At 60.3% G+C, this 23,121-nt stretch carries 26 protein-coding genes, 1 tRNA gene and 1 pseudogene; 12 read left to right on the forward strand and 16 right to left on the reverse strand.

Translation table 11 applies throughout. The annotated features are described in order from the left end of the window. Nucleotides 1-161 (reverse strand): annotated as a pseudogene (locus tag PMI11_RS36740) (SAM-dependent methyltransferase); the annotation flags it as partial. 54 nt (nt 162-215) lie between these two features. On the opposite strand from PMI11_RS36740, the gene gloB reads away from it, so the two are divergent. Together gloB and PMI11_RS23675 are read left to right on the forward strand one after the other, a co-directional pair. Continuing rightward, on the forward strand, nt 216-986 hold the full coding sequence (gene gloB / locus PMI11_RS23670) for a hydroxyacylglutathione hydrolase (protein ID WP_007822201.1): 771 nt from the start codon (nt 216-218) through the stop codon (nt 984-986). Between the two features lie 18 nt (nt 987-1,004). Then, nucleotides 1,005-1,430 (forward strand): cupin domain-containing protein, encoded by a 426-nt coding sequence (locus tag PMI11_RS23675; protein ID WP_037072001.1) that lies wholly within the window; start codon nt 1,005-1,007, stop codon nt 1,428-1,430. 12 nt (nt 1,431-1,442) lie between these two features. Here the strand turns inward: PMI11_RS23675 and PMI11_RS38535 are convergent, their stop codons facing one another. The 3 genes from PMI11_RS38535 to PMI11_RS23690 are packed head-to-tail and all read right to left on the reverse strand — an operon-like array spanning nt 1,443 to nt 3,432. Beyond that, nucleotides 1,443-1,670, reverse strand: coding sequence for a hypothetical protein (locus tag PMI11_RS38535; RefSeq protein WP_007822204.1), 228 nt, complete (start codon nt 1,668-1,670; stop codon nt 1,443-1,445). A 49-nt stretch (nt 1,671-1,719) separates the two neighbouring features. Then, the gene (locus tag PMI11_RS23685) at nt 1,720-2,616 is read right to left on the reverse strand and encodes an aromatic amino acid exporter YddG (protein ID WP_007822206.1); all 897 of its coding nucleotides are present in this window, start codon (nt 2,614-2,616) and stop codon (nt 1,720-1,722) included. Nucleotides 2,617-2,649: 33 nt separating this feature from the next. After that, complete coding sequence (locus PMI11_RS23690) at nt 2,650-3,432, reverse strand: DUF3108 domain-containing protein (RefSeq protein ID WP_007822208.1); 783 nt, start codon at nt 3,430-3,432, stop codon at nt 2,650-2,652. 242 nt (nt 3,433-3,674) lie between these two features. On the opposite strand from PMI11_RS23690, the gene rpmB reads away from it, so the two are divergent. Both rpmB and PMI11_RS23700 read left to right on the forward strand, forming a co-directional pair. Further along, the gene (gene rpmB / locus PMI11_RS23695; protein ID WP_007822210.1) at nt 3,675-3,971 is read left to right on the forward strand and encodes a 50S ribosomal protein L28; all 297 of its coding nucleotides are present in this window, start codon (nt 3,675-3,677) and stop codon (nt 3,969-3,971) included. A 137-nt stretch (nt 3,972-4,108) separates the two neighbouring features. After that, nucleotides 4,109-4,744: a VUT family protein gene (locus tag PMI11_RS23700; RefSeq protein ID WP_007822212.1), complete on the forward strand. Its 636-nt coding sequence runs from the start codon at nt 4,109-4,111 to the stop codon at nt 4,742-4,744. Nucleotides 4,745-4,912: 168 nt separating this feature from the next. Here PMI11_RS23700 and PMI11_RS23705 read toward each other — a convergent pair whose 3' ends face one another. The 5 genes from PMI11_RS23705 to PMI11_RS23725 form a co-directional block, all read right to left on the reverse strand. Further along, nucleotides 4,913-5,476 carry an AAA family ATPase gene (locus PMI11_RS23705; RefSeq protein ID WP_037071994.1) on the reverse strand — a complete coding sequence of 188 codons (564 nt, stop codon included), beginning with the start codon at nt 5,474-5,476 and terminating at the stop codon, nt 4,913-4,915. Between the two features lie 76 nt (nt 5,477-5,552). After that, the gene (locus PMI11_RS23710) at nt 5,553-6,551 is read right to left on the reverse strand and encodes an esterase-like activity of phytase family protein (protein ID WP_007822215.1); all 999 of its coding nucleotides are present in this window, start codon (nt 6,549-6,551) and stop codon (nt 5,553-5,555) included. A gap of 23 nt (nt 6,552-6,574) precedes the next feature. Then, nucleotides 6,575-8,476: a cobaltochelatase subunit CobT gene (gene cobT, locus PMI11_RS23715; RefSeq protein ID WP_007822217.1), complete on the reverse strand. Its 1,902-nt coding sequence runs from the start codon at nt 8,474-8,476 to the stop codon at nt 6,575-6,577. A 12-nt stretch (nt 8,477-8,488) separates the two neighbouring features. Continuing rightward, complete coding sequence (gene cobS / locus PMI11_RS23720) at nt 8,489-9,481, reverse strand: cobaltochelatase subunit CobS (RefSeq protein ID WP_007822226.1); 993 nt, start codon at nt 9,479-9,481, stop codon at nt 8,489-8,491. A gap of 313 nt (nt 9,482-9,794) precedes the next feature. Then, nucleotides 9,795-10,415, reverse strand: a complete 621-nt coding sequence (locus PMI11_RS23725; RefSeq protein WP_007822228.1) for a J domain-containing protein — start codon at nt 10,413-10,415, stop codon at nt 9,795-9,797. Between the two features lie 105 nt (nt 10,416-10,520). Between PMI11_RS23725 and PMI11_RS23730 the strand changes: the two genes are divergently transcribed. Further along, entirely contained in the window at nt 10,521-10,802 is a 282-nt protein-coding gene (locus tag PMI11_RS23730) for a BolA family protein (protein WP_037071995.1), read from the forward strand. A 57-nt stretch (nt 10,803-10,859) separates the two neighbouring features. On the opposite strand, the gene PMI11_RS23735 is transcribed toward PMI11_RS23730, so the two are convergent. The 4 genes from PMI11_RS23735 to PMI11_RS23750 are packed head-to-tail and all read right to left on the reverse strand — an operon-like array spanning nt 10,860 to nt 14,425. Further along, entirely contained in the window at nt 10,860-11,339 is a 480-nt protein-coding gene (locus PMI11_RS23735; RefSeq protein WP_007822230.1) for a DUF2938 domain-containing protein, read from the reverse strand. 58 nt (nt 11,340-11,397) lie between these two features. Further along, nucleotides 11,398-12,711 carry an HlyC/CorC family transporter gene (locus PMI11_RS23740; protein WP_081493297.1) on the reverse strand — a complete coding sequence of 438 codons (1,314 nt, stop codon included), beginning with the start codon at nt 12,709-12,711 and terminating at the stop codon, nt 11,398-11,400. Further along, on the reverse strand, nt 12,708-13,838 hold the full coding sequence (aroB, locus tag PMI11_RS23745; protein ID WP_007822232.1) for a 3-dehydroquinate synthase: 1,131 nt from the start codon (nt 13,836-13,838) through the stop codon (nt 12,708-12,710). Before aroB ends, PMI11_RS23740 begins: the two co-directional genes overlap by 4 nt. After that, nucleotides 13,835-14,425, reverse strand: a complete 591-nt coding sequence (locus PMI11_RS23750; protein WP_007822233.1) for a shikimate kinase — start codon at nt 14,423-14,425, stop codon at nt 13,835-13,837. The genes aroB and PMI11_RS23750 overlap by 4 nt, the downstream gene beginning before the upstream one ends. Nucleotides 14,426-14,573: 148 nt before the next feature. On the opposite strand from PMI11_RS23750, the gene PMI11_RS37760 reads away from it, so the two are divergent. From PMI11_RS37760 to PMI11_RS23775, 5 genes are all read left to right on the forward strand, one after another. After that, the gene (locus tag PMI11_RS37760) at nt 14,574-14,750 is read left to right on the forward strand and encodes a hypothetical protein (RefSeq protein WP_007822234.1); all 177 of its coding nucleotides are present in this window, start codon (nt 14,574-14,576) and stop codon (nt 14,748-14,750) included. A 4-nt stretch (nt 14,751-14,754) separates the two neighbouring features. Beyond that, nucleotides 14,755-15,708 carry a site-specific tyrosine recombinase XerD gene (gene xerD, locus PMI11_RS23760; RefSeq protein WP_007822236.1) on the forward strand — a complete coding sequence of 318 codons (954 nt, stop codon included), beginning with the start codon at nt 14,755-14,757 and terminating at the stop codon, nt 15,706-15,708. A 62-nt stretch (nt 15,709-15,770) separates the two neighbouring features. Further along, nucleotides 15,771-16,724, forward strand: coding sequence for an acetyl-CoA carboxylase carboxyltransferase subunit alpha (locus PMI11_RS23765; RefSeq protein WP_007822237.1), 954 nt, complete (start codon nt 15,771-15,773; stop codon nt 16,722-16,724). Between the two features lie 194 nt (nt 16,725-16,918). Further along, the gene (locus PMI11_RS23770; protein ID WP_007822238.1) at nt 16,919-18,145 is read left to right on the forward strand and encodes a L,D-transpeptidase family protein; all 1,227 of its coding nucleotides are present in this window, start codon (nt 16,919-16,921) and stop codon (nt 18,143-18,145) included. 5 nt (nt 18,146-18,150) lie between these two features. Continuing rightward, the gene (locus PMI11_RS23775; RefSeq protein ID WP_007822239.1) at nt 18,151-18,375 is read left to right on the forward strand and encodes a sulfurtransferase TusA family protein; all 225 of its coding nucleotides are present in this window, start codon (nt 18,151-18,153) and stop codon (nt 18,373-18,375) included. A 370-nt stretch (nt 18,376-18,745) separates the two neighbouring features. Here PMI11_RS23775 and PMI11_RS23780 read toward each other — a convergent pair whose 3' ends face one another. Further along, nucleotides 18,746-19,891, reverse strand: a complete 1,146-nt coding sequence (locus PMI11_RS23780) for a CobW family GTP-binding protein (RefSeq protein WP_007822241.1) — start codon at nt 19,889-19,891, stop codon at nt 18,746-18,748. An 8-nt stretch (nt 19,892-19,899) separates the two neighbouring features. Next, complete coding sequence (locus PMI11_RS23785) at nt 19,900-21,033, reverse strand: D-alanyl-D-alanine carboxypeptidase family protein (protein ID WP_007822243.1); 1,134 nt, start codon at nt 21,031-21,033, stop codon at nt 19,900-19,902. A gap of 156 nt (nt 21,034-21,189) precedes the next feature. On the opposite strand from PMI11_RS23785, the gene PMI11_RS23790 reads away from it, so the two are divergent. Beyond that, on the forward strand, nt 21,190-22,353 hold the full coding sequence (locus PMI11_RS23790) for a M20 aminoacylase family protein (RefSeq protein WP_007822244.1): 1,164 nt from the start codon (nt 21,190-21,192) through the stop codon (nt 22,351-22,353). Between the two features lie 73 nt (nt 22,354-22,426). Further along, nucleotides 22,427-22,503, forward strand: a tRNA-Arg gene (locus PMI11_RS23795). Nucleotides 22,504-22,508: 5 nt separating this feature from the next. On the opposite strand, the gene PMI11_RS23800 is transcribed toward PMI11_RS23795, so the two are convergent. Beyond that, the gene (locus PMI11_RS23800; protein ID WP_007822246.1) at nt 22,509-23,018 is read right to left on the reverse strand and encodes a DUF2937 family protein; all 510 of its coding nucleotides are present in this window, start codon (nt 23,016-23,018) and stop codon (nt 22,509-22,511) included. Nucleotides 23,019-23,121 lie beyond the last annotated feature (103 nt).

Below are 23,121 nucleotides of genomic sequence, written 5' to 3' on the forward strand. Positions count from 1 at the left end.
CCCAAAAGCCGCTCCTGCGGCAGGCGCACCCAGAGCGACGACAGCGCCATGGCAATCGACTGCTCGGCCATGTGTCCAAGCTCGGAATGATAGAATTGGCGAAGGTCGACGATATCGGCGTGCATTAAGACAAATGTTATCAGTGACCGGTTGGACTTCAAGGCCGGAACCTCTACATTCCCGGTCAGTACGAGGGATAAGGGACTATTTGAACGATGAAACCTTTGGAATTAGAAGTTTTTCTCTGCCGCAGCGACAATTTCGGCGTTCTCGTCCATGACCCGGAAACCGGGCAGACCGCCTCGATTGACGCGCCTGATGCGGCAGCCGTGGAAGCTGCTGCTGTACGCCGTGGCTGGACCATCACCCATATCTTCACGACCCATCACCATATCGACCACGTGGAAGGCAACCTGGCGCTGAAGGAACAGTACGGCCTGGAGATCATCGGCCCGGTCAACGAAGCGGTGGCGATTCCTGGCCTCGACAAGACGGTGGGCGACGGCGACAGCTTCCTCTTCGGCGACCATACGGTCAACGTTATCGAAACGCCCGGCCATACTGCCGGCCACATCTGCTATCACTTTGCCGACGACAAGCTGCTCTTTGCCGCCGATACGCTCTTTGCGCTCGGCTGCGGCCGCCTGTTCGAACGCCCCGCCGCCGACATGTGGCATTCGCTGCAGAAGCTTGCCGTTCTTCCGGATGAGACCGCCGTCTATTTCGGCCACGAATACACGCTCTCCAACGCCCGTTTTGCGGTCACCATCGATCCCGGCAATGAGCGCCTGAAGAGCCGCGCGGCGGAGATTGAGGCACTGCGGGCCGAAGGCAAGTTCACCATTCCGACGACGCTGGCGCTCGAAAAGGAAACCAACCCCTTCCTGCGCGCGGCCGATCCCGCCGTCCGCCGCAATCTGCTGATGGAAGGCAAGACCAATGAAGAGGTCTTCGCCGAAATCCGCAAGCGCAAGGACAATTTCTAGGACATGGCCGGGAGAGAACTGACCACCGAGGAGATCATCCGCGAGCTTAGCATGCAGCCGCACCCCGAAGGCGGCTGGTATGCACAGACCTTCCGCGACATCAATGGCGGCGAACGCGGCCATTCGACGGCGATCTATTATCTGCTCGCAAGGGGAGAGCGCTCGCACTGGCACCGTGTCCATGATGCGGCAGAGGTCTGGCATTACTATGCGGGCGCGCCGCTCGCACTGCACCGCTCAGGAGACGGTCGCCACAGCGAGACGCTGAAGCTCGGCACGGATATTGCCGGCGGTGAGCGGCCGCAGGCCATCATCCCTGCCAATTGGTGGCAATCGGCCGAGACGCTCGGCGACTATACGCTGGTCGGCTGTACGGTGGCGCCCGGCTTTGAATTTTCCAAATTCGAGATGGCGCCGCCGGACTGGAAGCCCGGTATTATCTAGAGCCTTTCCTGGTCAGATTGAAGCATTCTGCCGGAGCAGGTTTTCGTCAGGGCAAAGGCGATTGGCGAAGGGCATACCCCAAGGTACGTCCGAGCCGATCGCCTTTGATCCTGGCGGAAAGATGCCCGGCCCTAGCTGGTTTGCAAGCAAACCACCGGGGTTGGCTGAAACGGGCCGCCTGATCGACCGGCCGGCTTGGCCGTAGATCTGGGCTACGACGCGCGCCAGCCGGTCGACCATCCGACTCCGTTTGAGCCAACAGAATGATTCAATCTGACCAGGAAAGGCTCTAGGCCTGCTCCGCCGCGACCGGCTGCATCTGTGGTTTGCGGCGGAACATCTCTTGTGCCGCAAGCACCGCACCACCCGTGATCAGCAGGCAGGCAAGCGCGATGCGCCAGCTCGGCTCGGCAATGCCGAAAACGGTCAGGATGAGCGTCGAAAGCAGCGGCGCGGCATAACTTGCAGCACCAAGGATCTGGATGTCGCCGTTCTTGACCCCATGATCCCAGGCATAGAAGGCAGCCCCCACCGGAAAGAGACCGAGGCCGACCACGGCAAGCCATTCGAAGCTCGTCTCCGGCCAGACCGTTGTCTCAAGTCCCAGATGGCAGAGCAGCGAAAGCACCGATGTCGCAAGGCAGAAGCCGGTGACGACATCGGTGGAGACGGCATCAAAACGCCGCGTCAGCAGCGAATAGCCCGACCATGTGAAGGCGCAGAGGAAGGCCGCCCCATAACCGACGGCATAGGCGCCGTCGAAATCGATGCCATTGCGCCCGACGATCATGAAGGTGCCGCACAGACCGGCCAGAGCGCCGACGATATGGTACCAGCGCAGCCTCTCGCCCGGCAGCAGTGCCGAACCGACGACGATCAGCAACGGCCAGAGATAGGCAATCAATCCCGCCTCGACGGCCGGCGCGTTTCTCAGCGCCGTGAAATAGAGGAAATGGTAGCCGAACAGGCCGGCAATGCCGGTGATCCAGACCCTTGCCGGCTGTTTCAGGAGCGCGATCCGCGACGGGTTGAGGACAAGGACGAGAATGCCGGGAATGCTGCCGATGGCAAAGCAGATGGCCGAAAGCTGGAACGGCGGCATCTTGCCGGAGGCAGCCGTAAAGAGCGCCAGGAACGACCACATGAGAATGGCCGTAAAACCGATCAACGTTGCCCGAAGCTTCACCCGTCCCCCTCGCGGAGACTTACGAAAGCTCCGTCAACTGTTCACGCGGCCGTACTTCACAGCCGTGATCGTCACCGTCCCGTATTCCGTGGGAATGCGGACGTAGACCGGAGCATATACATTTGCCGCCTCCGCCTTGGCAAACCAGATTTCCATGCGGTTGCTCTTGCTGAGATAAACGAGATCCTTGCGGCCCTTCTTGTAGCCGGAGCGCGGAATGAAGCGCACGCCGCAGACAGTCGCCTTGCCTTTGAACCCATCAGTCGAGAAATCCTCGTCGCCTTTCGGTGAAAGCACAAGGTCCATGCGCGTCTCGCCGTCGAAGATCGGCAGCTTCTGCGAGCAGACATCGGTATCGCCGGTGAAGATGAGCCCTGAAATCGGATCGAGCACAGAGCGCATATCGCCCTGTGTTACCGGAATCCATTCCTTCGGTCGGCGCGGCTCCGGTGTCGTGGTGGCCGAAACGATATTGCCGTTGCGGTAGCTGACCTCATAGGTGCGAACCTTTTTGCCGGTCTTGTAATAGAGGACATATTTTGCCGCCTGCAGCCGGTCGTCGCGTACCACCCCGGTAACGCTGGTCTTTGCCAGGATATCGGTGACGAGATCGGCAAGCCCGGCCGATTTGATGTCACCGTCGATTTTGTAGCTGTGATCGTCTTCGATCTTGGTGAGAAAGGCGGCCCGCGCGATCGTCAGGCCGGCAAGGGCTACCTTGTACTCCGTGCGGTGCTGCACTTCGCTCGCGCCGGCCGGCAAGGCCAGAAGCGCCGCAAATGCCGAAACTAAAATCCGTCTGCCCAGATGAGCCATGGTGAGAGCCTTGTCTTGCCGGGCCGCTTGCGCCCTTGCACTGCGGTCTATACTCCTGCCGCATTGCGAAGAAAACAGCAGCTTTTTGACAGAATTGCGGGAAAGGCCAAGGTTTGGCTTGACGCGCGCGACCGGTCTGACTATAGAACCGCAACTTTCCAATCATGGCCTGATGGATTGCGCAGCCGGTTGTTGCCGGATTGTCATTCAATGGCCCGAGAAAAACAAGAAATAGGTGTTCCATGTCCCGCATGTGCGAATTGACCGGCAAGGCAGTCCTGACTGGTAACAATGTCAGCCATGCCAACAACAAGACCAAGCGCCGGTTCCTCCCGAACCTGTGCCAGGTTACGCTGATCTCCGACGCGCTCGGCCAGCGTTACCGTCTTCGCGTTTCGGCTGCTGCTCTTCGTTCCGTCGAGCATCGTGGCGGCCTTGATGCCTTCCTGCTGAAGGCTAACGAAGGCGAACTTTCGATGCGCGCCCGTCTGCTGCGTCGTCAGATCGTCAAGAAGACCGCTGAAGCCGCTGCTGCTTAAGCTTCGGCCCACGTCCTTCTAAAGCTTTGAAAGGCTTGCACGGATAATATCCGGACAAGCCTTTTGCTTTGCCAGGTTGGCCCTAGTTCCAGCCTGAAATTTTTACTCGAACTGGTGGCATCACCCAGGATAAAAAAATGCTGAAGACCCGCTATACGTTTGCCTATGTCGCCCTGATGACGCTCGTCGTCGTCGCCTCCAACTTCCTCGTCCAGTTTCCGCTGAACGCCACGGTTGCCGGCATCAATCTCGCCGACATTCTCACCTGGGGCGCCTTCTCCTATCCGATCGCCTTCCTGATCACCGATCTGACGAACCGCCAGTTCGGCCCGCAGGCTGCACGCAAGGTGGTCTTCGCCGGCTTTGTGGTTGGTGTGGCGCTTTCTTTCTTCACCGCGGTGCCGCGTATCGCGATCGCCTCCGGCTCAGCCTATCTCGCCGGCCAGCTTCTCGATATCGCCGTCTTCAACCGCCTGCGTCGTCAGGCCTGGTGGCGCGCACCGCTCGTCGGCTCGCTGATCGGTTCGGCGCTGGATACGGTGATGTTCTTTTCGCTGTCCTTTGCCGCCTTCTTCGTCTTCCTCGGCCCGAACGAACCCTTTGCGCTGGAAAATGCGCCGATCTTCGGCGTCCTCTCCACGGAGGCTCCGCGCTGGATCTCCTGGGCACTCGGTGATTTCTCGGTGAAGATGCTTGTCGGCCTGGTAATGTTGCTGCCCTATGGCGCACTCATGAACGTGCTGCGCCCGATGCAATCCGCCACAGCACGGTAAATACCGTCCCACAATCCGTCCTCGGATCGGAATCTTCGCATTCATCACCTTTCCGATCATTTCTGATCGAGCGACCCAGGAAAACGCTCTGATCATGAATGATGGACGGGCTGGCTGCAGACCTTGCAACCAGCCCGCACCAACCAATCACAGCGCCAACTGCAGATCTCACGACGCCTGCGGGCGCCCTGCAATGACCGCCGGGTGGCTCAGCACCTCCCCAACGAGTTCTCCGACAGGCCGTGATGAATCGAGCCGCAAGATCGGCCTTGTGAGCGTCTTCAGCCACTCTTCATGTCCAACGAGACTTCGGCGTTCCGGTCCCGCCGTATCGTAGCTCTCTGCCCAATCCATGAATTCGCGGCTTTTCACCGCCATGTCGCCACCGGGCCTGATCCTCTCGCCGTAGTGCTCCTCCTCGCGCCTGCGGATGCGCTCCATACGCGCCATGGGATCGATCCTCAGAAAGACCACCAGATCGTAGAGCGGCTCGAATTCCGCACCCCATTTCACTGCCGAGCCGGAAAGCACCCAACCGGCATCCGGCAGCGCTTCTTGCCTGAGCATCGCGATACGCGCCCCAACCTCGCGCTGCGTCGTGAAGGGCGGATCGGTCGGCATCCAGAAGAAATGATCAGTATCGAGATGACGGATGCCGAGCAGCTCGGCCAGCGCCAGGCCAAGCGTGGTCGTGCCGGAGCCCGAGGCTCCCGTGATATGGATGTGCATGATACGCTCTCTTAAAGGGTATTGTCCGCGAGGGGACGGACCGGATAGCGCAGAGTTATGACAGCCGTTCGATGGCCGCTCAATCGACCAGCCGGAACTCCAGCATCAGATTGCGCTGCAGAATGGAGTGATTATCGTCAGACACCAGGATGATATGCGTCGTGCCGTCGGCTGCCTGGAAGGCATCGAGCCCTTCCATATTGTCGATATTGTAATTGAAGTTGCCCTCGACGAGCAGCTCGCCGTTCACGATGGCGCCGGGCTTGATGTCTGCTCCCTTGATGCGGCGAATGCGCATGCCGATACCTTCGGCCATGTTGAAGCGCCGCTCCAGCAGCAGCAGGTCGCCATCCGGCAAGAAGGCACCGTCAGTCACATCGAAGCCGCCATCCTTCTCGACCGTGAACTGCCCCTTCAGCGGCCCGCCCAGAATAGCCGCAAGCCGGTTACCGTCTTCGTCGAGGCTACGCTCCGCCACGATTACGGGCGCGCCTTTCAGCGGGCTCGAGGCGGGGGCTACGACAACGGTTTCAATACCGCGGTTTGCCCGCATCTCGTCGCGTGGAATGAGTATCCCGACCGTCGACAAGGATCGCGAGTCGAGAAAACCGGGATCCGGATAGACGTCGACGCGATGGTCCTGCTCGAAGGAAACGAGAATCCGGTCGCCATCGAGCGCGAGCCCTTCGGCATCCATGCGCCCCTTTCCCTCATAGATCCGGCCAACACGATCCCGCATCGGCGTGATCTCGACACCGGAAAGACCGGACAGCCTGCCCTTGGCATCGCGCTCGACGCTGCCCGTCAGCCAGTGCCCGGTATCGAGCACGCCGATGAAACTGTTGCCGTCAGGGCGCATGCGGATGGAGGAAAGCGAGCCGAAGAGGGAATTGTTCGACACCATCTCCAGCCCGCCGATAAATTCCAAGGGGCCGAAGCGGGTTTCGTCGCGACCGATATGGAAATCCGAAATCTTGCGGCTGATGATCTTCGCAGGCTCGCCCGCATGAGCGCCTGACAAGCCTGTCGCGAGGCCAAGGACGACCAGAGCCGCGCGAGACAGGTTTTCAAACGCCATGCTGATGTTTCCTCGAGACTGTATCAGCCAGCGCGGCGCAGGCGGCCACCGCGCGGCTGTGCGGCATGATCCTCGAACAATTCGGCAAGCTGCTCTGTCATGGCGCCGGCAAGCTCGTCCGCGTCGACGATCGTCACGGCGCGGCGATAGTAACGTGTCACGTCATGGCCGATGCCGATTGCCAGGAGCTCGACGGGAGAACGCGTCTCGATCTGTTCGATCACGGCGCGCAGATGCCGCTCCAGATAATTGCCCGGATTGACCGAAAGCGTGGAATCATCGACTGGCGCACCATCCGAAATCATCATCAGGATGCGGCGCTGCTCGCGCCGCGCCAGCAGGCGATTATGCGCCCAGATCAGCGCCTCGCCATCGATGTTTTCCTTGAGCAGGCCTTCGCGCATCATCAGGCCGAGATTGGTGCGGGCGCGCCGCCACGGGGCATCGGCTGACTTGTAGACGATGTGGCGCAGGTCGTTGAGACGGCCGGGCGTCTGCGGCTTGCCATTGGCAAGCCAGTTCTCGCGTGCCTGACCACCTTTCCAGGCCTTCGTCGTGAAGCCGAGGATTTCCACCTTGACGCCGCAACGCTCCAGCGTACGCGCCAGGATATCGGCACAGGTCGCGGCAACCGTGATCGGCCGGCCGCGCATGGAGCCGGAATTGTCGATCAGCAATGTCACGACCGTATCGCGGAACTGCGTGTCGCGCTCCATCTTGAAGGAGAGCGGTTGCGTCGGATCGATGATGATGCGCTGCAAACGCGCCGTATCGAGATAGCCTTCCTCGAGATCGAAATCCCAGGAACGGTTCTGCTGCGCCATCAGCTTGCGCTGCAGGCGGTTGGCAAGACGGCCGACAGCGCCTTGAAGATGCGCCAGCTGCTTGTCGAGAAAGGCGCGCAGGCGCTCCAGTTCGGCGGCATCGCACAGCTCTTCGGCCGTGATGATCTCGTCGAATTCCTCCGTATAGACGTGGTAATCGACCTTTTCATTGAAATCCGCAAACGGCGTATTCGGACGGCGGGTTTCGCCCGGCGTCTCGGAATCGTCGTCGCCCTCTTCCATCATGTCGTCGTCGGAGATTTCGGCACCTTCGGTTTCGCCGTCCTCCATCTGCTCGTCGGAGACTTCGCTATCTTCGACGGGTGCGGCATCGCTGCCGGCATCCTCGTCGACCTCATCCTCGTTCTGCTCGTCGCCCGTCGGTTGATCATCCTCGTTGGACTGATCGTCGGCATCAGGATCGCTGTCGTCATCGCCATATTCCTCGGCCATTTCCATGGCCGAAAGCATATTGCGGATGACCTTGGAGAAGGCCTGCTGATCGTTGATGACACCGGTGAGATTGTTGAGCTGGCTGCCAGCCTTGTCTTCGATGAAGGAACGCCACAGGTCGAGAACTTTTCCGGCCGAAGCCGGCGGCTTCTGGCCGGTGAGCTTTTCGCGCACCATCATCGCAACGGCTTCGCCGATCGGTGCATCTTCCTGCCGTTCGATGCCGGTGAAATTCGCCTTGGCATACTTCTCCTCGGTCATGGAACGCAGATTGGCGGCCATGCCTTCCATCCGCAGCGAACCGATCGATTCCACGCGCGCCTGCTCGACAGCGTCGAAGATCGCCCGGGCATCCGAGCCCTGCGGCGCCATGCTGGAATGGACCTTCTCGTCGTGACAGGCGATACGCAGTGCCATGGAATCGCCAAGGCCACGCGTCACCGCCAGCTCATGCGCCGTCGGACGCTTGGAAAGCTCCGGCAGGCGGATGCGCTCGCCCGTCATGCCGGGGCGCTCATTGGCGAAGGCTACCTCGACCTGGTCATCGCCCGCGATTGCGCGCACGCAGCCCGTTATCGCCCGCCGCAACGGCTCGACATCGACGGGCGCACCAGGCTTTGCTTTCGAATTGTCACCACGAGATGCCATGATCGACTGGCCTTAAGCCCCCAGCACGATGTTGGCCGCGCTTTCCTTCAGTTCCACGCCGAAGGCGCGCTGATAGTGCTCGGCCACCAGAGGACGCTCCAGCTCGTCGCACTTGTTGAGGAAGGTGACGCGGAAGGCGAAAGCGATATCGCCGAAGATCTCGGCATTCTCGGCCCAGGTGATGACGGTACGCGGGCTCATGACCGTGGAGAGATCACCGTTCATGAACGACGCGCGCGTGAGATCCGCAACACGAACCATCTTGGAAACCGTATCGCGGCCTTCCTTGTCCTTGCCGAAGCTCTTCACCTTGGCGGCGACGATATTCACTTCGTGGTCGTGCGGCAGATAGTTCAGCGTCGAGACGATCGACCAGCGGTCCATCTGCGCCTGGTTGATCTGCTGCGTGCCGTGATAGAGGCCCGTCGTATCGCCAAGACCGATGGTGTTGGCGGTCGCAAACAGGCGGAAGGCCGGGTGAGGACGGATGACACGGCTCTGGTCGAGCAGCGTCAGGCGGCCGGAGGATTCCAGCACGCGCTGGATGACGAACATCACGTCCGGCCGGCCGGCATCATATTCGTCGAAGACGAGCGCGACATTGTGCTGGTAGGCCCAGGGCAGGATGCCGTCCTTGAATTCGGTGACCTGCAGCCCGTCCTTGACGACGATCGCGTCCTTGCCGACGAGATCGATACGGCTAACATGGCTGTCGAGGTTGATACGCACGCAAGGCCAGTTGAGGCGCGCGGCAACCTGCTCGATATGCGAAGACTTGCCCGTGCCGTGGTAGCCGGAGATCATCACGCGTCGGTTATGGGCAAAGCCGGCGAGGATCGCGAGCGTCGTCTCGCGGTCGAAGAGATAGTCGGAGTCGAGATCCGGAACATAGGCGTCACCCTTGCTGTAGGCGGGCACACGAATGTCGGAATCGATGCCGAAGACCTCCCGGACCGAAACGGTGGTATCGGGCAGTTCGGAAATATCAAGGTCAATCTTGCTCATCATGTCTCCAAGGCGGGTGACGGTCACCCGACCACACTATCTCAGCCATTGCGCAACCATGGCGCCGTAGTATCTTTTCCGCGTTCTCCAAGAGTCGGAACGTCGGCGATACTTCTCCGGGACTGAAACGAAACCTCGGCGGGATAATGACCGCTGGCGAGCATTCTTGAAAGAGTCCCGGACAAGAAACGCCGCGTCCGGAAGGTCGGCAGAGGCGATGTCGGGAAAACGCACAAATATATATGCCGCGGTTGCCTGCGGCCTCAGCCGATGTGGACCATACCCGATTGAAGCTTAAGAGCAAGGACGGGAATTAACAAAAACCGTTCTGCTTCAATAATTGATAGGCCTGGATGACGGCGCGGAAACGCTCTTCCGAGCCGCGGTCGCCGCCATTCGCATCGGGGTGATGCTTCTTGACCAGTTCCTTGTACTTACTCTTGATCTCCGCCGAGGTGGCGTTCGCCGCAAGTCCCATCGTATCGAAAGCCTTGGCTTCCAGGGATTTCAGCTTGCGGGCTTGCGGGAAACGCGGGCCGCTGCCCTTGCCGCCACCTTCCTTCACGAAACCGAAGGGATCACGCACGCGCGAATAGGCGCCGGAGCGAACTTCGGCATGCAGCGGGCTGTTCTTTGCATCCTTGTTGACGCCGACCGTCCAGGTGGGGCGATGACCGGTGATCGCCTCCTTCTGGTAGCGTGCAATTTCGCCGTCCGAGAGGCCGGAGAAATAATTGTATCCCTTGTTGTAGTCCTTGACGTGCTCGAAACAGAACAAAAAGAACTGGCCTTCCGCATTGCGTCCCACAGGAGCGCGATGCGTGCCTTTTTTGTCGCAGCCGTCCCACTGACAGCTTGGAGGCGCCTGTTCGGGCTCCTGCTCTCGCCTGCGGCGCGTTCGGATGCGATCGAAGTATTTGGAATCAAGTCTCATGACGGCGCTAATTATGGGGCTGCTGACTGATGACAACAAGAATTGACAAACGGGAATGTTGCTGGCTTGGTGGGAACCTTTTTCGTGAACTCAGAAGACCCGGTGATGACACTCCAGACCAGCATAGAAGAGAAGCTCAAGGCGACCTTCGCACCCGAACGCCTCTCCGTCATCAACGAGAGCCATCTGCACGCCGGCCACCAGCCGGACATCACGGGCACCGGTGAGACGCATATGCGCGTTCGCATTGTCTCTGCAAAATTCGTCGGCATGTCTCGGCTGCAACGGCATAGGGCGATCACCGACCTCTTGAAGCCCGAGCTGGATGCCGGGCTTCACGCATTGGCCGTCGAGCCGGCAGCGCCGGGCGAACCGACGCGCTGGTAGAGCCTACTTTCACGCAATTCCGGACACAAACCGCTGCGCACTTTTACGTGAATTGCTCTAGCGGATAATGAGCGCCGTCGCGTAAAGCCCGAAACCGAAGACGGTATGGGCGAGCAGATTGAGCACCCTGACCTTCGTGGGGTTCGGCGTCTTCGAAGCCGCCCAGCCAAGCCCAAGCCCCGGCTGCATCAGGAACCAGCCAGCGCCGACAGTGACGATGCCGAGAATCCAGGCCGGCAGGAAAGTCGGCTCGGCAAACCAGGCCGGACCGACGAAGATCGCCAGCAGAATGCCGTAGAGGATTCCGACCGCGTAGTGGCCGATCCAGCCGAGCGCCAGCTCGCTGGCATAAGGCGCGGCGTCAGCGATATTATCGTGAAAGACCTTGCCCTTGCCGAGATGCCAGAACCAGCGGCCGGCTGGCGCCCAGTTCGGCGACGACGTCACGCCGAGCTTTGCGAGCAGGATCGCCCAGATATCCATGAGGACGGTTGCCCCGATGCCGATGGCGACGGATCGCCAGAGAATGTCGAACATGTCAGATCCTGTAGGATGAGCCGGCGCACGGAAATGCCGCCGGTAACGGAAATCTTGGTCAGGCGGGCTTGGTCTCGTCTTCCTCGGCGGGGCGGATGCGCAGCTTGGTGATACGGTTCTTTTCCCGCTTCATGACGACGAAGCGCTTGCCGTAGAAGGTGAAGGCCTGCCGCTCTTCGGGAATGGTCATCGATTCATGGATGACGAGACCGGCGATCGTCGTGGCTTCCTCGTCCGGCAGGTTCCAGTCCAGCGCGCGGTTGAGATCGCGGATTGATACGCCACCATCGACGACGATGGAGCCGTCGGCCTCCTGGCGCACACCCTGTATATCAATATCGTGCTCGTCGGAGATATCGCCGACGATCTCCTCCAGAATGTCCTCGAGCGTCACGACGCCCTGCACCTCGCCATATTCGTCGACGACGACGGCGAAATGCTGCTTGCGGCGCAGGAAGGCATTGAGCTGGTCTTCAAGATTGGTGCTGTCAGGCACGAACCAGGGTTTCTGGGCGATCTTCACGATGTCGAGCTGCTGCGGCTCCATATTTGGCTCGGCGAGCGCCCGCAACAGATCCTTGGCGTGTACGACGCCGATGATGTTGTCGATCGTACCGCGCCATAGCGGCATGCGTGTATAGGGGCTTTCGAGGATCGCTCGGACCACGGATTCCGGCGGATCGTCGGCATTGATCGCCCGCATCGCCATCCGGTGGACCATGATATCGGAAAGCTCGAGCTCACCGAGATCGAGCACGCCGCCAAGACGGTCACGGTCGGCCTTCACAACGGAACCTTCGCGATGCAGCAGGTCGACGGCGCCGCGCAGCTCCTCATGCGCTGACAGCATCGAGACTTCGCGCGACAGGTTGATCCCGAAAAGACCGAGGATCCGGCGTACGATCGCGTTGACGAAGGAAGAGAGCGGTCCGACAACGGCGACGAAGAGCCGCGTCGGCATCGCAACATTGAGAGCAAAACGCTCAGGCGTGGAGATCGCCCAGCTCTTCGGCAGCACTTCTGCAAAGATGACGAGGATGATCGTCATGGCAAGCGTTGCCAGTGCCACACCGGAATTGCCGAAGATCCCCAGAAATACGCTTGTCGCCAGTGATGACGACAGGATGTTGGCGAGATTATTGCCGATCAGCAGCGCACCGATCAGCCGGTCACGACGCTCGATGAGGGTTCTGACGAGACCGGCGCGCTCATCGCCATTGGCTTCCAGTGTATGGATCCGGCTTCTCGAAACGGCGGTCAGCGCGGTTTCGGATCCCGAAAAGAAGGCAGACATCAGCACCAGGGCCACGATCGAAACGATCTCCGGCCAGTAGACCGATAAAAACGCCAGGGTGCCCTCGACTGACATCAGGGATGTTTTTCCTTCAGAAAGCTGATGACTTCGGAAGCCGGCACGTCATCGGCGACGAAGGACTGGCCGATGCCGCGGGTGAGAATGAAGGTAAGCTTACCGCCCTTGACTTTCTTGTCCTGCGCAATCGCATCCATCAGCACTTCGGCTGGCGGCAGGTTGCCCGGGATTTCCGACATGCGGGTCGGCAAGCCGACAGCCTTCAGATGCACCTCGACGCGGCGGGCATCATCGGGGCTCGCAAGGTTCATACGCGCTGAAAATTCATGCGCCAGCACCATACCGATGGAAACGCCTTCACCATGAACCAGCCGGCTGCTGTCATAGGCGGTCGCGGCTTCCAGCGCGTGGCCGAAGGTGTGGCCGAGATTGAGCAGCGCCCGCTGGCCGTTTTCCCGCTCGTCGGCAACCACGACATCCGCCTTGGCCTGGCAGCTCACTGCAATCGCCTCGATACGCGCCGAGCCGCCTGCAAAGACCGCCTGCCAGTTCTTCTCCAGCCAGGCGAAGAAATCCGGTTTGTCGATCAAGCCATATTTGGCGACTTCGGCGTAACCGGCGCGGAATTCGCGTTTGCTCAGGGAATTCAGGACATCGGTATCGGCGAGAACCAGATCCGGCTGATGGAAGACGCCGATGAGGTTCTTGCCGTGGCGGCTGTTGATGCCGGTCTTGCCGCCGACGGAGGAATCCACTTGGGCGAGCAGCGAGGTCGGCACCTGTACGAAGCGCACGCCGCGCCTGACGATGCCGGCCGCAAAACCCGAGAGGTCACCGATGACGCCGCCACCAAGTGCGATGACATAGTCATTGCGTTCGACGCGCGCTTCGAGAACCTTGTCGCAGACATTGATCAGATGCTCGAAACTCTTGGTCTTCTCTCCGGCCGGCAGCACGACATCAGCCGAGACGATGCCGGCGGCATCGAGGCTCGCCTTCAAGGCATTGAGATAAAGCGGCGCCACATGCTCGTCGGTGATGATCGCCGCCTTGCGGCCCTTGAGCCGCGAGCCAATCTCGCTGCCGGCGCTGGCAATCAGCCCCGATCCGATCAGAATGTCATAGGCGCGTTCGCCAAGCGGTACATGCACCTTGCGGACGGCGGAAGCGGAGGTGATCGCGTTCATGATACTGCACTTTCCTTCTGGGCCTCGACCACGGCTCTCAGCACTTCATCGGCCATGACTTCCTTGCGCACGTCGCGCGAAAGCACCGTGAGATCGGCTTCGGCATAAACGGGGTAGCGGGCGTTCATCAGATTTTCGAGCGTCTGCTTCGGATTTTCGGTCTTCAGCAACGGACGCGTATCGCGCTTGTTGACCCGGTCCCAGAGCACGTCGAGATCAGCCTTCAGCCAGACCGAAAGGCCGCCCTTCTTTATATGCCTGCGCGTACGGGCGTTGATGAAGGCGCCGCCGCCGGTAGAGACGACGCGCGGGCCGCCCTTCAGCAGACGCTTCATCACCCGCGCTTCGAGCGCGCGGAACTCTTCTTCTCCATAAGCCGCAAAAAGCTCCGTGATCGTCATGCGCGAGACGCGCTCGATCTCTATATCGCTGTCGATGAAGGGAACGCCGAGCTGCTGCGCAAGGAGGCGGCCGACCGAGGATTTTCCGGCCCCCATAAGGCCGACGAGGATCAGATTGCGTGAACCGAGCGCGGCGCGAGCTCTGTCTCTCAGGCTGTCTGCAACGGAAACTGGGGGTTCACTCATCGGTCCATTCACACTTTGTTTGCAAACGGTATCGACAAATGCGGGTGTAGCGTCAAGTCGCGGGCAAGGGAATCATGGTCTCACTGCCGCTTCTTGCACTTGCAAACATGCTTCTTATAACAGAAGCAGAGTTCTAAGGAGTAGCCGGATGCCGAGCCTGATCCGTTTCCTGTCCGTCCTGGCGGTCATCGCCGGACTGATCTATGGAGCGATGTGGGCGCTCGTCACCTTCGTCGAGCCGCAGGAACGTGACGTGACGATCCGCATCCCCTCCGAGCGGGTAAACCCGCCCTCGACCGGCACGATCAACACCACGAAGAAGTGACGCGATGAAGGATCTCGGCCGCGTCCACGTGGAATCATTCCTGGAAATGATGAGTGCCGAGCGGGGTGCTGCGGTCAATACGCTGCAATCCTACGAACGCGATCTGGACGACCTACGCTCCTTCCTCCACGGCCGCAGCATCCGCCTGACAGAGGCGGCATCGGGCGATCTCGGCGCCTATCTCGGCTCGCTATCCGCGCAGGGTTTCAAACCTTCCTCACAGGCCCGCCGCCTTGCCGCCATGCGGCAGTTCTACAAATTCCTCTATGCCGAGGGCCTGCGCACCGACGATCCGACCGGCATTCTCGATGCGCCGAAGAAGGGCCGCTCCCTGCCGAAGACGATGGGCGTCGAGGAAGTGACCAAGCTGCTTACTCAGGCAGAAACCGAGGCCGCTGACCCTGCCCCCGGCCAGCTTCATCGCATGCGCATGCTGGCGCTGCTGGAACTGCTCTATGCCACCGGCATGCGTGTCAGCGAACTCGTCTCGCTTCCGGCCCGCGTTCTCGATCAGGAAGGCCGTTTCCTGATGATCCGCGGCAAGGGCAACAAGGAGCGGCTGGTACCGCTTTCCCAATCGGCCATTGCCGCTCTGAAATCCTACGGCCGCATGCTGGCGTCTGAAAACGCCGCATCAAAACAGCCCCAGGAGAGCCCCTGGCTCTTCCCGGCCGCCTCGAAAGAGGGATACTTGCCGCGCCAGGTTTTCGCCCGCGATCTCAAGAATCTGGCAATCCGCGCCGGCCTCACGCCGTCGATGATTTCGCCGCACGTCATGCGGCACGCCTTCGCGAGCCATCTTCTGGCTAATGGCGCGGACCTGCGCGTGGTGCAGGAACTCCTCGGCCATTCAGACATTTCGACGACACAAATCTATACGCATGTTCTGGAAGAACGCCTCCAGCAGCTCGTCCATACGCACCACCCCCTTGCAAAACAGGCGAAAAAGCACGAATAGGACCGGCGACAAGGGGCGGAACCAGGAAACTGCCCCGCGCACAAGGAACGGAAACGCACCTCATGCACAACTATCTCGACTTCGAAAAGCCGATCTCCGACCTCGAAGGTAAGATCATCGAGCTTAAGAAGCTGGCGACGGAAGACGAAAGCATCGACACTTCCGACGAAGTCGGCAGGCTCGAAGTCCGCGTCCGCGAGGCGATCGTCGAGATCTATTCGAAGCTCAACGCCTGGCAGAAGACGCAGGTCGCGCGCCATCCGCAGCGTCCCCATTTCGTCGATTATGCCAAGACGCTCTTCCAGGAATTCACGCCGCTTGCCGGCGACCGCAAGTTTTCCGAGGATGCCGCCATCCAGGCTGGTCTTGCCCGCTTCCGTGGCCAGCCGGTCGCCGTCATCGGCCAGGAAAAGGGCAACGATACCAAGAGCCGCCTGAAGCACAATTTCGGCAGCGCCCGTCCTGAAGGTTACCGCAAGGCGATCCGTATCCTCGAAATGGCCGACCGTTTCCAGCTTCCGGTCATCACCCTCGTCGATACCGCAGGCGCCTATCCGGGTGTCGGCGCCGAAGAGCGCGGTCAGGCGGAGGCCATCGCCCGTTCGACGGAGATGTGCCTCGGCGTCAAGGTGCCGCTGATCTCGATCGTCATCGGCGAAGGTGGCTCGGGCGGCGCGATAGCGATTGCTACCGGCAACCGCGTCTACATGCTCGAACATTCGATCTACAGCGTCATCTCGCCGGAAGGTGCCGCCTCGATCCTCTGGCGCGATTCCACCCGCGCCAAGGAAGCTGCGACCAACATGAAGATCACGGCGGAGGACCTGAAGGCACTCGGCGTCATCGACGGCATCATCCCCGAACCGCTCGGCGGCGCTCACCGCGATCCCGACAGCGTCATCGCCGCCACCGGCGATATGATCTCCAACGCGCTTGCCGAAATGGCCTCCCGTTCCGGCGAACAACTCCGCAACGACCGCCGCCAGAAGTTCCTCGCCATGGGCCGCAATCTGTAAGTTCCACAGGCCGGGGGCAGCCGATTGGGGCCAAATCTTGGCCACAATAATGTTATCTGTAACATTGCGCTTGCAGGACACGTCCGCGCAAGTCATAGGCTGGTAAGGATTTATCAAGTATAAGCCGCCTATGATTCCGCGCTACGCCCGGTTTCTGTAAGCGGGTTGGGTCGCATTATTGATGGGCTGATTGAATGCGCATACGTCATTTTGCCTATGTTTCGCTCATAGCGCTGGCTCTGACCGGCTGCAATGACGCATTGGAATCGGCTCAAGGCATCGACCTTTCGAGCGTCAAGAACAAGGTGGAGCAGCCGCTTCCCGCCCATATTCTTGCCGATATGTCGGCCAAGAACATGGACCGCAACTCGCCGATCATGATCCGCATCTTCAAGGAAGAAGGTGCGCTGGAAGTCTGGAAGGCGAAGACGGACAATCGGTTTGAGAAGATCGCCGGCTACAAGATCTGCGCCTGGTCCGGCAAGCTCGGCCCGAAGGTCAAGACCGGCGACCGGCAGGCGCCGGAAGGCTTCTACAACCTGAGCCGCGCCAACCTGAACCCCAATTCCAAATATTATCTGGCGATCAACACCGGTTTCCCGAACCGGTATGATGCCGTAAACGGCCGCACCGGCAGCGATCTGATGATCCACGGTGCTTGCTCATCGTCCGGCTGCTATTCGATGACCGATCAGCAGGTTCTGGAAATCTACGCCTTTGCCCGTGACGCCTTCAAGGGCGGCCAGGAAAGCGTGCAGCTTCAGGCCTTTCCCTTCCGCATGACCGCCGAGAACATGGTCAAGCACCGCCTCGATACGAACTACGATTTCTGGAAGATGCTGAAGGTCGGCTACGACAATTTCGAAGTCACCAAACGCCCGCCGGAAGTGAATGTCTGTGAGAAGAAATACGTCTTCAACCAGCAGGCCACGAACGGTGGCAGCTTTAATCCGGCTGGCGCCTGCCCGGCCATGTCTACGCCGCCGGCGCTGACGGCAGCGCTCGCCTCCTACGGCAAGACCTATGATGCCGATTATCAGACGGCGCTGAAGAAATATGACGGGCTTGCCTGGTACGACCCGACGGAAGCAGAACGCAAGGCTGTGGTCGCCAAGCAGCGCAAGGGTCGCGAACTCGCCTATGCGCCGACGGGCACGTCGCTGGAAGCCGGCCGCATGGTCAAGGTTGCCGAACTCGAAGACATGATGGCCAATCAGGCCGCAAAGAGCGTTGCTGCCAAGACCGTAGCGACTGCGACGCCGACGACGCAGGCTCAAGCCACGACCGTCGCTGCAGCGCTGCCGGCCAATATTCCGGTGCCGATGCAGAATCCGCTGGCCTATGCCGCGCCCGAGCCCGCGCCGCAGGAAACCGCCGACGCCACCAAGAAGCCGTTCTGGAAGTTCTGGGCCAGGAACTGATCGGCTTGGACGCCGTTCTCTATGATCTGCGCGGGCTGAAATGCCCGCTTCCCGTTATCAAGACGCGCAAGAAGCTGACGGCCATGCCGAGCGGTGCAATGATCCTCGTCGATACCAGCGATCCGCTTGCCGTCATCGATATCCCGCATTTCTGCAATGAAGATGGCCACGAGCTTGTCAGCACAGAAAAGACCGAGCGCGGCCACCGCTTCCTGATCCGTAAGGGCTAGAACAGCCCTATTGAAGTGGAGGGAGCCCCCTCCGCAAAATGCCCAGATTCAAGAAGAGAGAGTGTCCCTTATGCGTCCGAACGGGCGCTCGGTGCTCTCGGTGGAGGGGGCGAACCTTCAATGGAGGGTGCCGCACCCTCCGGTTCAACCAATTGAAATATATGCATTTAAACAAGTGGAGGGGGCGGAGGGAGCGATTTGCTCAAACATGCCGGAAGCCACTTATGCCGGCATTGATACAGGCGGTATGCACAACGCTTGGAGAGTCTTGGAAATGCTCCCTCCGCCCCCTCCGGGCCCCTCCGCGATCCAATCGCGCGGTTCTTGATGATCCGGGCCGACGCAACGCTTCAAAGCGCGTCGCGATCTTTCAGATCCGCATGCCCGGAATGGCGAGCGGATTGTCGCTGAGCGCGGCGCGATCCGGTGTATCAATGCGCGGCTTGCCGAGGAAGGCATCGAAGAGATCTTTCACGAAAGCCTCAGGCAGATCCTTGGTGATCAGCACCATGCGCGTGCGCCGATCCTCAGGGTCCGGCCAGGCAGCAAGCCGCACCGGCGGGTGGAAGATGCTCTGGACGCCGTGCAGCACCAGCGGCCTCTCCGGCCGATCTGATGTGGCGATGATCGCCTTCATGCGCAGAAGCTTTTCCCCATGCGCCGAGCGCAGGAGATCGATGAACATTTCGAGCGCCATCGGATCGATTGCCTTCTCCTCGATGATCGAGAAGGAGCGGATCGACGCATCGTGACGATTGACGTCGTGCGGGTCCTGATGCTCGTGGCCATGATGATGATGGTGGTGATGATCATGGCCATGGTCGTGATGATGATGCCCTTCATGCTCATCCTCATCATGCAGCCAGCGGCGGACATCGGCGATTTTTGTACCGGGATCATAAAGCCCGTTGACGAAAATACGCGCTGAGCCTGCCTCATCGCTGTCGGCATCCATGATGGCGGCGCGCGGATTGAGGCCATGCAGACGTGCCATCAGCGCATCCGTATCGCCTTCTACGCTCTGTTTCGAAACGATCAGCCGATCGGCAACAGCCGCCTGCTTGCGCGCCTCCTCATGATTGTCGAGGGTCTGCAGGCCGTTCACGGCATCGACGACAGTGACCACACCATCAAGCTCGAAATTCTGCGCAATCACAGGATTGCCCATGATCGCCTGCATGACGGGAGCCGGATCGGCAAGGCCGGTGGTTTCGATGACCACGCGCTTGACCGGCTTCACACGGCCCGTCTGCACGGCATCCACGAGGTTCGCCAGCGTATCGACCAGTTCCCCGCGCACGGTGCAGCAGAGGCAGCCGTCGGAGAGCTCGATGATGGAATCGCCGGAGCTTTCGACCAGCAGATGGTCGATGCCGACATCGCCGAATTCGTTGATGATGACGGCCGCATCCTTCATGGCGGGATCTTTGAGGATACGGTTCAGAAGCGTCGATTTTCCGGCGCCGAGGAAGCCGGTCAGGATTGTAACCGGGATCTTGTCGCTAAACGTGCTCATGGTTTTCCTCAGAAGGATTTCGGCCGCGGAAGCGGAACCGGCACATTGGCGAGCGCCTCGACCGCGTCACCCTTTGCGGTCTTGTCGTTCTGCGCAACCGGCTGCGGATCCTGCCCCGGAATGAGGCCGGCGAACACGAATTGCGGCTCGTGATCCATCTCGTGAATATAGGGTGACTGCACCTTCATGCGGCCGACCTCGTCGCGCGTTTCGCTGCGCACCTTCGCGCCCTTGGCGCTGCAGATATCGGCGGTGATGTCATTTACCTGGTCCTGCCCAGGACCGTAGGGCCTCAGCGAACCCAGTGTATCATTTGCCGCAAACTGCGTGGTGAAGCCCTTCTGCAGCAGGTTGGCAGTGGCATCGGCGCGGGCCGCCAGGCTGTCGGTGCCGAGCACGACGGAAACCAGCGTGCGGCCGTTGCGCGTCGCAGAACCGATCTGGTTGAAGCCCGAAGCGCAGATAAAGCCGGTTTTCATGCCATCAGCGCCGGCGAAGCGGCCGATCAGCATGTTGATGTTCGGAACGTTCTGCTTGCCGTTCGTGAAGCCTTCCAGCGAGAAATAACCGGCATATTGGGGGAAGTCGCGGCGCAGCGCCACCGTCAGGATCGCAAGGTCGCGGGCCGTCGTATACTGGCCGTTGCCCGGCAGGCCGTTCGGATTGACGAAATGCGAATCCGACATGCCAAGCTTCGCCGCCTCGGAATTCATGCGCACGACGAAAGCTTCCTGGGTGCCGCCGACCGCTTCCGCAACGGCAACGGCGATGTCATTGGCCGACTTCACCATCAGGATCTTCAACGCGCTGTCGAGCGTGAATTTCTGGCCAGGCTTGAAGCCCATCTTGGCCGGTGGCGCCGACGCGGCCCGCTTGCTCATGACGACGGGTGTGTCGAGGTTGATCTGGCCGGAGCGGATCGCATCGAACACCGTATAGACGGTCATCAGCTTGGTCAGCGAAGCCGGATACCACTTGCGAAAGGCTTCCTCATGCTCCAGCACGCGGCCAGTCTGCACGTCGACGAGAATATGCGGGTTGGCCTCGGCAAGTGTAACGGACGAGACAAGAACCGCTGTTGCTGTCGCTATAAAAGAAAAGGGCCGCAAAGCGGCGAACAAACGATCGTGGCGCGTCGACAAGTGCTCGTCCTTCAGGGAATTATCTCGAAACCTTCCCCTATTTACCCTATATGGCTATGACATGGCAAAGGTCATTGACTAAGTTATTTCCAAAGCATCACGCCCTTGTGATGCTTTCAGACAGGCCCCACGCATTTCATTCACAGGAAGCCAAGAATGCCGATTCTGAATAGAGCCGCCGAACTTCAGGACGAAGTCGCAGAGTGGCGCCGTCACATCCATGCGCGGCCGGAACTTCTCTTCGCCGTCGAAAATACGGCTGCCTTCGTTGCTGAAAAGCTTAAGGAATTCGGCGTCGATGAAATCGTCACCGGCATCGGCCGCACCGGCGTCGTCGGCCTGATCAAGGGCAAGGGCGAAGGCAGCCGCACGGTCGGTCTGCGCGCCGATATGGATGCCCTGCCGCTCACCGAAATCACCGGCAAGCCCTGGGCCTCGAAAACACCAGGTAAAATGCACGCCTGCGGTCACGACGGCCATACCGCGATGCTGCTGGGTGCCGCGAAATATCTCGCAGAGACCCGCAACTTCAATGGCAATGTCGCTGTGATCTTTCAGCCCGCCGAAGAAGGCGGCGGCGGCGGCAATCTGATGGTCAAGGACGGCATGATGGAGCGCTTCGGCATCGAAGAGGTCTACGGCATGCACAACCTGCCGGGCTTGCCCGTCGGTCAGTTCGCCACCCGCAAGGGCCCCATCATGGCGGCCACCGACGAGTTCACCATCACCATCAAGGGCCGCGGCGGCCACGCGGCGCAGCCGCACCGCACGATCGACCCGATCGCCATCGGCGCGCAGATCGTCTCGAACCTGCAGCTGATTGCCTCGCGCAGCGTCAATCCGCTGCGTTCGGTCGTCGTCTCCGTCACCAAGTTCAATGCCGGCTTCGCCCATAACGTCATTCCCAATGACGCAACCTTCGCCGGCACGATCCGCACGCTTGACGATGAGGTGCGCGCCCAGGCCGAAGCACGCCTGCGGGAAGTCGTGGAAGGCATCTGCGCCGCCCACGGTGCGGCAGCCGACATCAACTTCCACCGCAACTACCCCGTCACCTTCAACCATGCGGATGAAACGGAATATGCCGTCGCCATCGCCAGCGACATAGCCGGCGAAGCCAACGTCAATCCCGAGGTCGATCCGATGATGGGCGGCGAGGATTTCTCCTACATGCTGAATGCCCGTCCCGGCGCCTTCATCTTCATCGGCAACGGCGACACCGCCGGCCTGCATAACCCCGCCTACGATTTCAACGACGACGCAATCGCCCACGGCATTTCCTACTGGGTGCGCCTTGCCGAACAGCGCCTCGGCGCCTGAAACGAAACGACATTGGAAACACTGAAAAAGGCTTGGCTTCCCGCCAAGCCTTTTGTATGCATGGCAGCGGAGTGGTCCCGTAGCTCAGCAGGATAGAGCACCAGATTCCTAATCTGGGGGTCACGCGTTCGAATCGCGTCGGGATCACCATTCTCTCATCGATAACCAGGTCGCCACTGCACGGCGCGTTTTGCGCCTACCCCGAACAGTCCCGCGACGATCCATCCGCCGATGAAGCCGATTGCCGCCCAGACGAGGCCGGCGAAGCTGACGGGGACTCCTGGCACGAAGTCGCGCCATGTATTGGCAAGGATGCCTTCATCTGCACTGCGCATGAGAACGAAGGGCTTTGCGACCGGCAGGGCTGCACCGAGATCCGATTGCTGGGTGATGAGGAGTTCATAGCGCTCCAGCGTACTTCGCATCGAAAGGCCGCGATCGCGCAGGAAATCGTCAGGAGAACGGGCATAGACATCGAGCGCCTGCTGACGATCGAGATGATGGTCGGCGGCCTGTTTCGTGAAGTCGTCGACGATGATACTGAGCTCGTCGATCGCCCCGCCGATGCGCTGGCGATATTGCTGTGCGAATTCCGGCGCCTGCGAGAAGAGCGTGCCGCCGGCAAGTCCGACGGCCAATGTGACGGCCCTTCCGATCTGTCCCATGACGATGTCTCCGGCTGTTCCGACATGAGAACGATTTCGAGCGGGCAAAGGTTGCCACTGACACAATTGGTAACGCTATGTGATTGAACTGATTGCGCTTCGT

This window comes from Rhizobium sp. CF142 (assembly GCF_000281145.1).
Taxonomy (GTDB): Bacteria; Pseudomonadota; Alphaproteobacteria; order Rhizobiales; family Rhizobiaceae; genus Rhizobium.

Bases quoted from the DNA above. Each gene is read 5' to 3' on its own strand.
- gloB (WP_007822201.1), top strand. From the start codon at position 216: ATGAAACCTTTGGAATTAGAAGTTTTTCTCTGCCGCAGCGACAATTTC.
- PMI11_RS23690 (WP_007822208.1), bottom strand. From the start codon at position 3,432: ATGGCTCATCTGGGCAGACGGATTTTAGTTTCGGCATTTGCGGCGCTT.
- PMI11_RS23700 (WP_007822212.1), top strand. From the start codon at position 4,109: ATGCTGAAGACCCGCTATACGTTTGCCTATGTCGCCCTGATGACGCTC.
- xerD (WP_007822236.1), top strand. From the start codon at position 14,755: ATGAAGGATCTCGGCCGCGTCCACGTGGAATCATTCCTGGAAATGATG.
- PMI11_RS23790 (WP_007822244.1), top strand. From the start codon at position 21,190: ATGCCGATTCTGAATAGAGCCGCCGAACTTCAGGACGAAGTCGCAGAG.
- PMI11_RS23770 (WP_007822238.1), top strand. From the start codon at position 16,919: ATGCGCATACGTCATTTTGCCTATGTTTCGCTCATAGCGCTGGCTCTG.
- PMI11_RS23725 (WP_007822228.1), bottom strand. From the start codon at position 10,415: ATGAGACTTGATTCCAAATACTTCGATCGCATCCGAACGCGCCGCAGG.
- aroB (WP_007822232.1), bottom strand. From the start codon at position 13,838: ATGAACGCGATCACCTCCGCTTCCGCCGTCCGCAAGGTGCATGTACCG.
- cobT (WP_007822217.1), bottom strand. From the start codon at position 8,476: ATGGCATCTCGTGGTGACAATTCGAAAGCAAAGCCTGGTGCGCCCGTC.
- PMI11_RS23800 (WP_007822246.1), bottom strand. From the start codon at position 23,018: ATGGGACAGATCGGAAGGGCCGTCACATTGGCCGTCGGACTTGCCGGC.
- cobS (WP_007822226.1), bottom strand. From the start codon at position 9,481: ATGAGCAAGATTGACCTTGATATTTCCGAACTGCCCGATACCACCGTT.
- rpmB (WP_007822210.1), top strand. From the start codon at position 3,675: ATGTCCCGCATGTGCGAATTGACCGGCAAGGCAGTCCTGACTGGTAAC.
- PMI11_RS23780 (WP_007822241.1), bottom strand. From the start codon at position 19,891: ATGAGCACGTTTAGCGACAAGATCCCGGTTACAATCCTGACCGGCTTC.
- PMI11_RS23730 (WP_037071995.1), top strand. From the start codon at position 10,521: ATGACACTCCAGACCAGCATAGAAGAGAAGCTCAAGGCGACCTTCGCA.
- PMI11_RS37760 (WP_007822234.1), top strand. From the start codon at position 14,574: ATGCCGAGCCTGATCCGTTTCCTGTCCGTCCTGGCGGTCATCGCCGGA.
- PMI11_RS23765 (WP_007822237.1), top strand. From the start codon at position 15,771: ATGCACAACTATCTCGACTTCGAAAAGCCGATCTCCGACCTCGAAGGT.
- PMI11_RS23735 (WP_007822230.1), bottom strand. From the start codon at position 11,339: ATGTTCGACATTCTCTGGCGATCCGTCGCCATCGGCATCGGGGCAACC.
- PMI11_RS23750 (WP_007822233.1), bottom strand. From the start codon at position 14,425: ATGAGTGAACCCCCAGTTTCCGTTGCAGACAGCCTGAGAGACAGAGCT.
- PMI11_RS23710 (WP_007822215.1), bottom strand. From the start codon at position 6,551: ATGGCGTTTGAAAACCTGTCTCGCGCGGCTCTGGTCGTCCTTGGCCTC.
- PMI11_RS38535 (WP_007822204.1), bottom strand. From the start codon at position 1,670: ATGGTCGACCGGCTGGCGCGCGTCGTAGCCCAGATCTACGGCCAAGCC.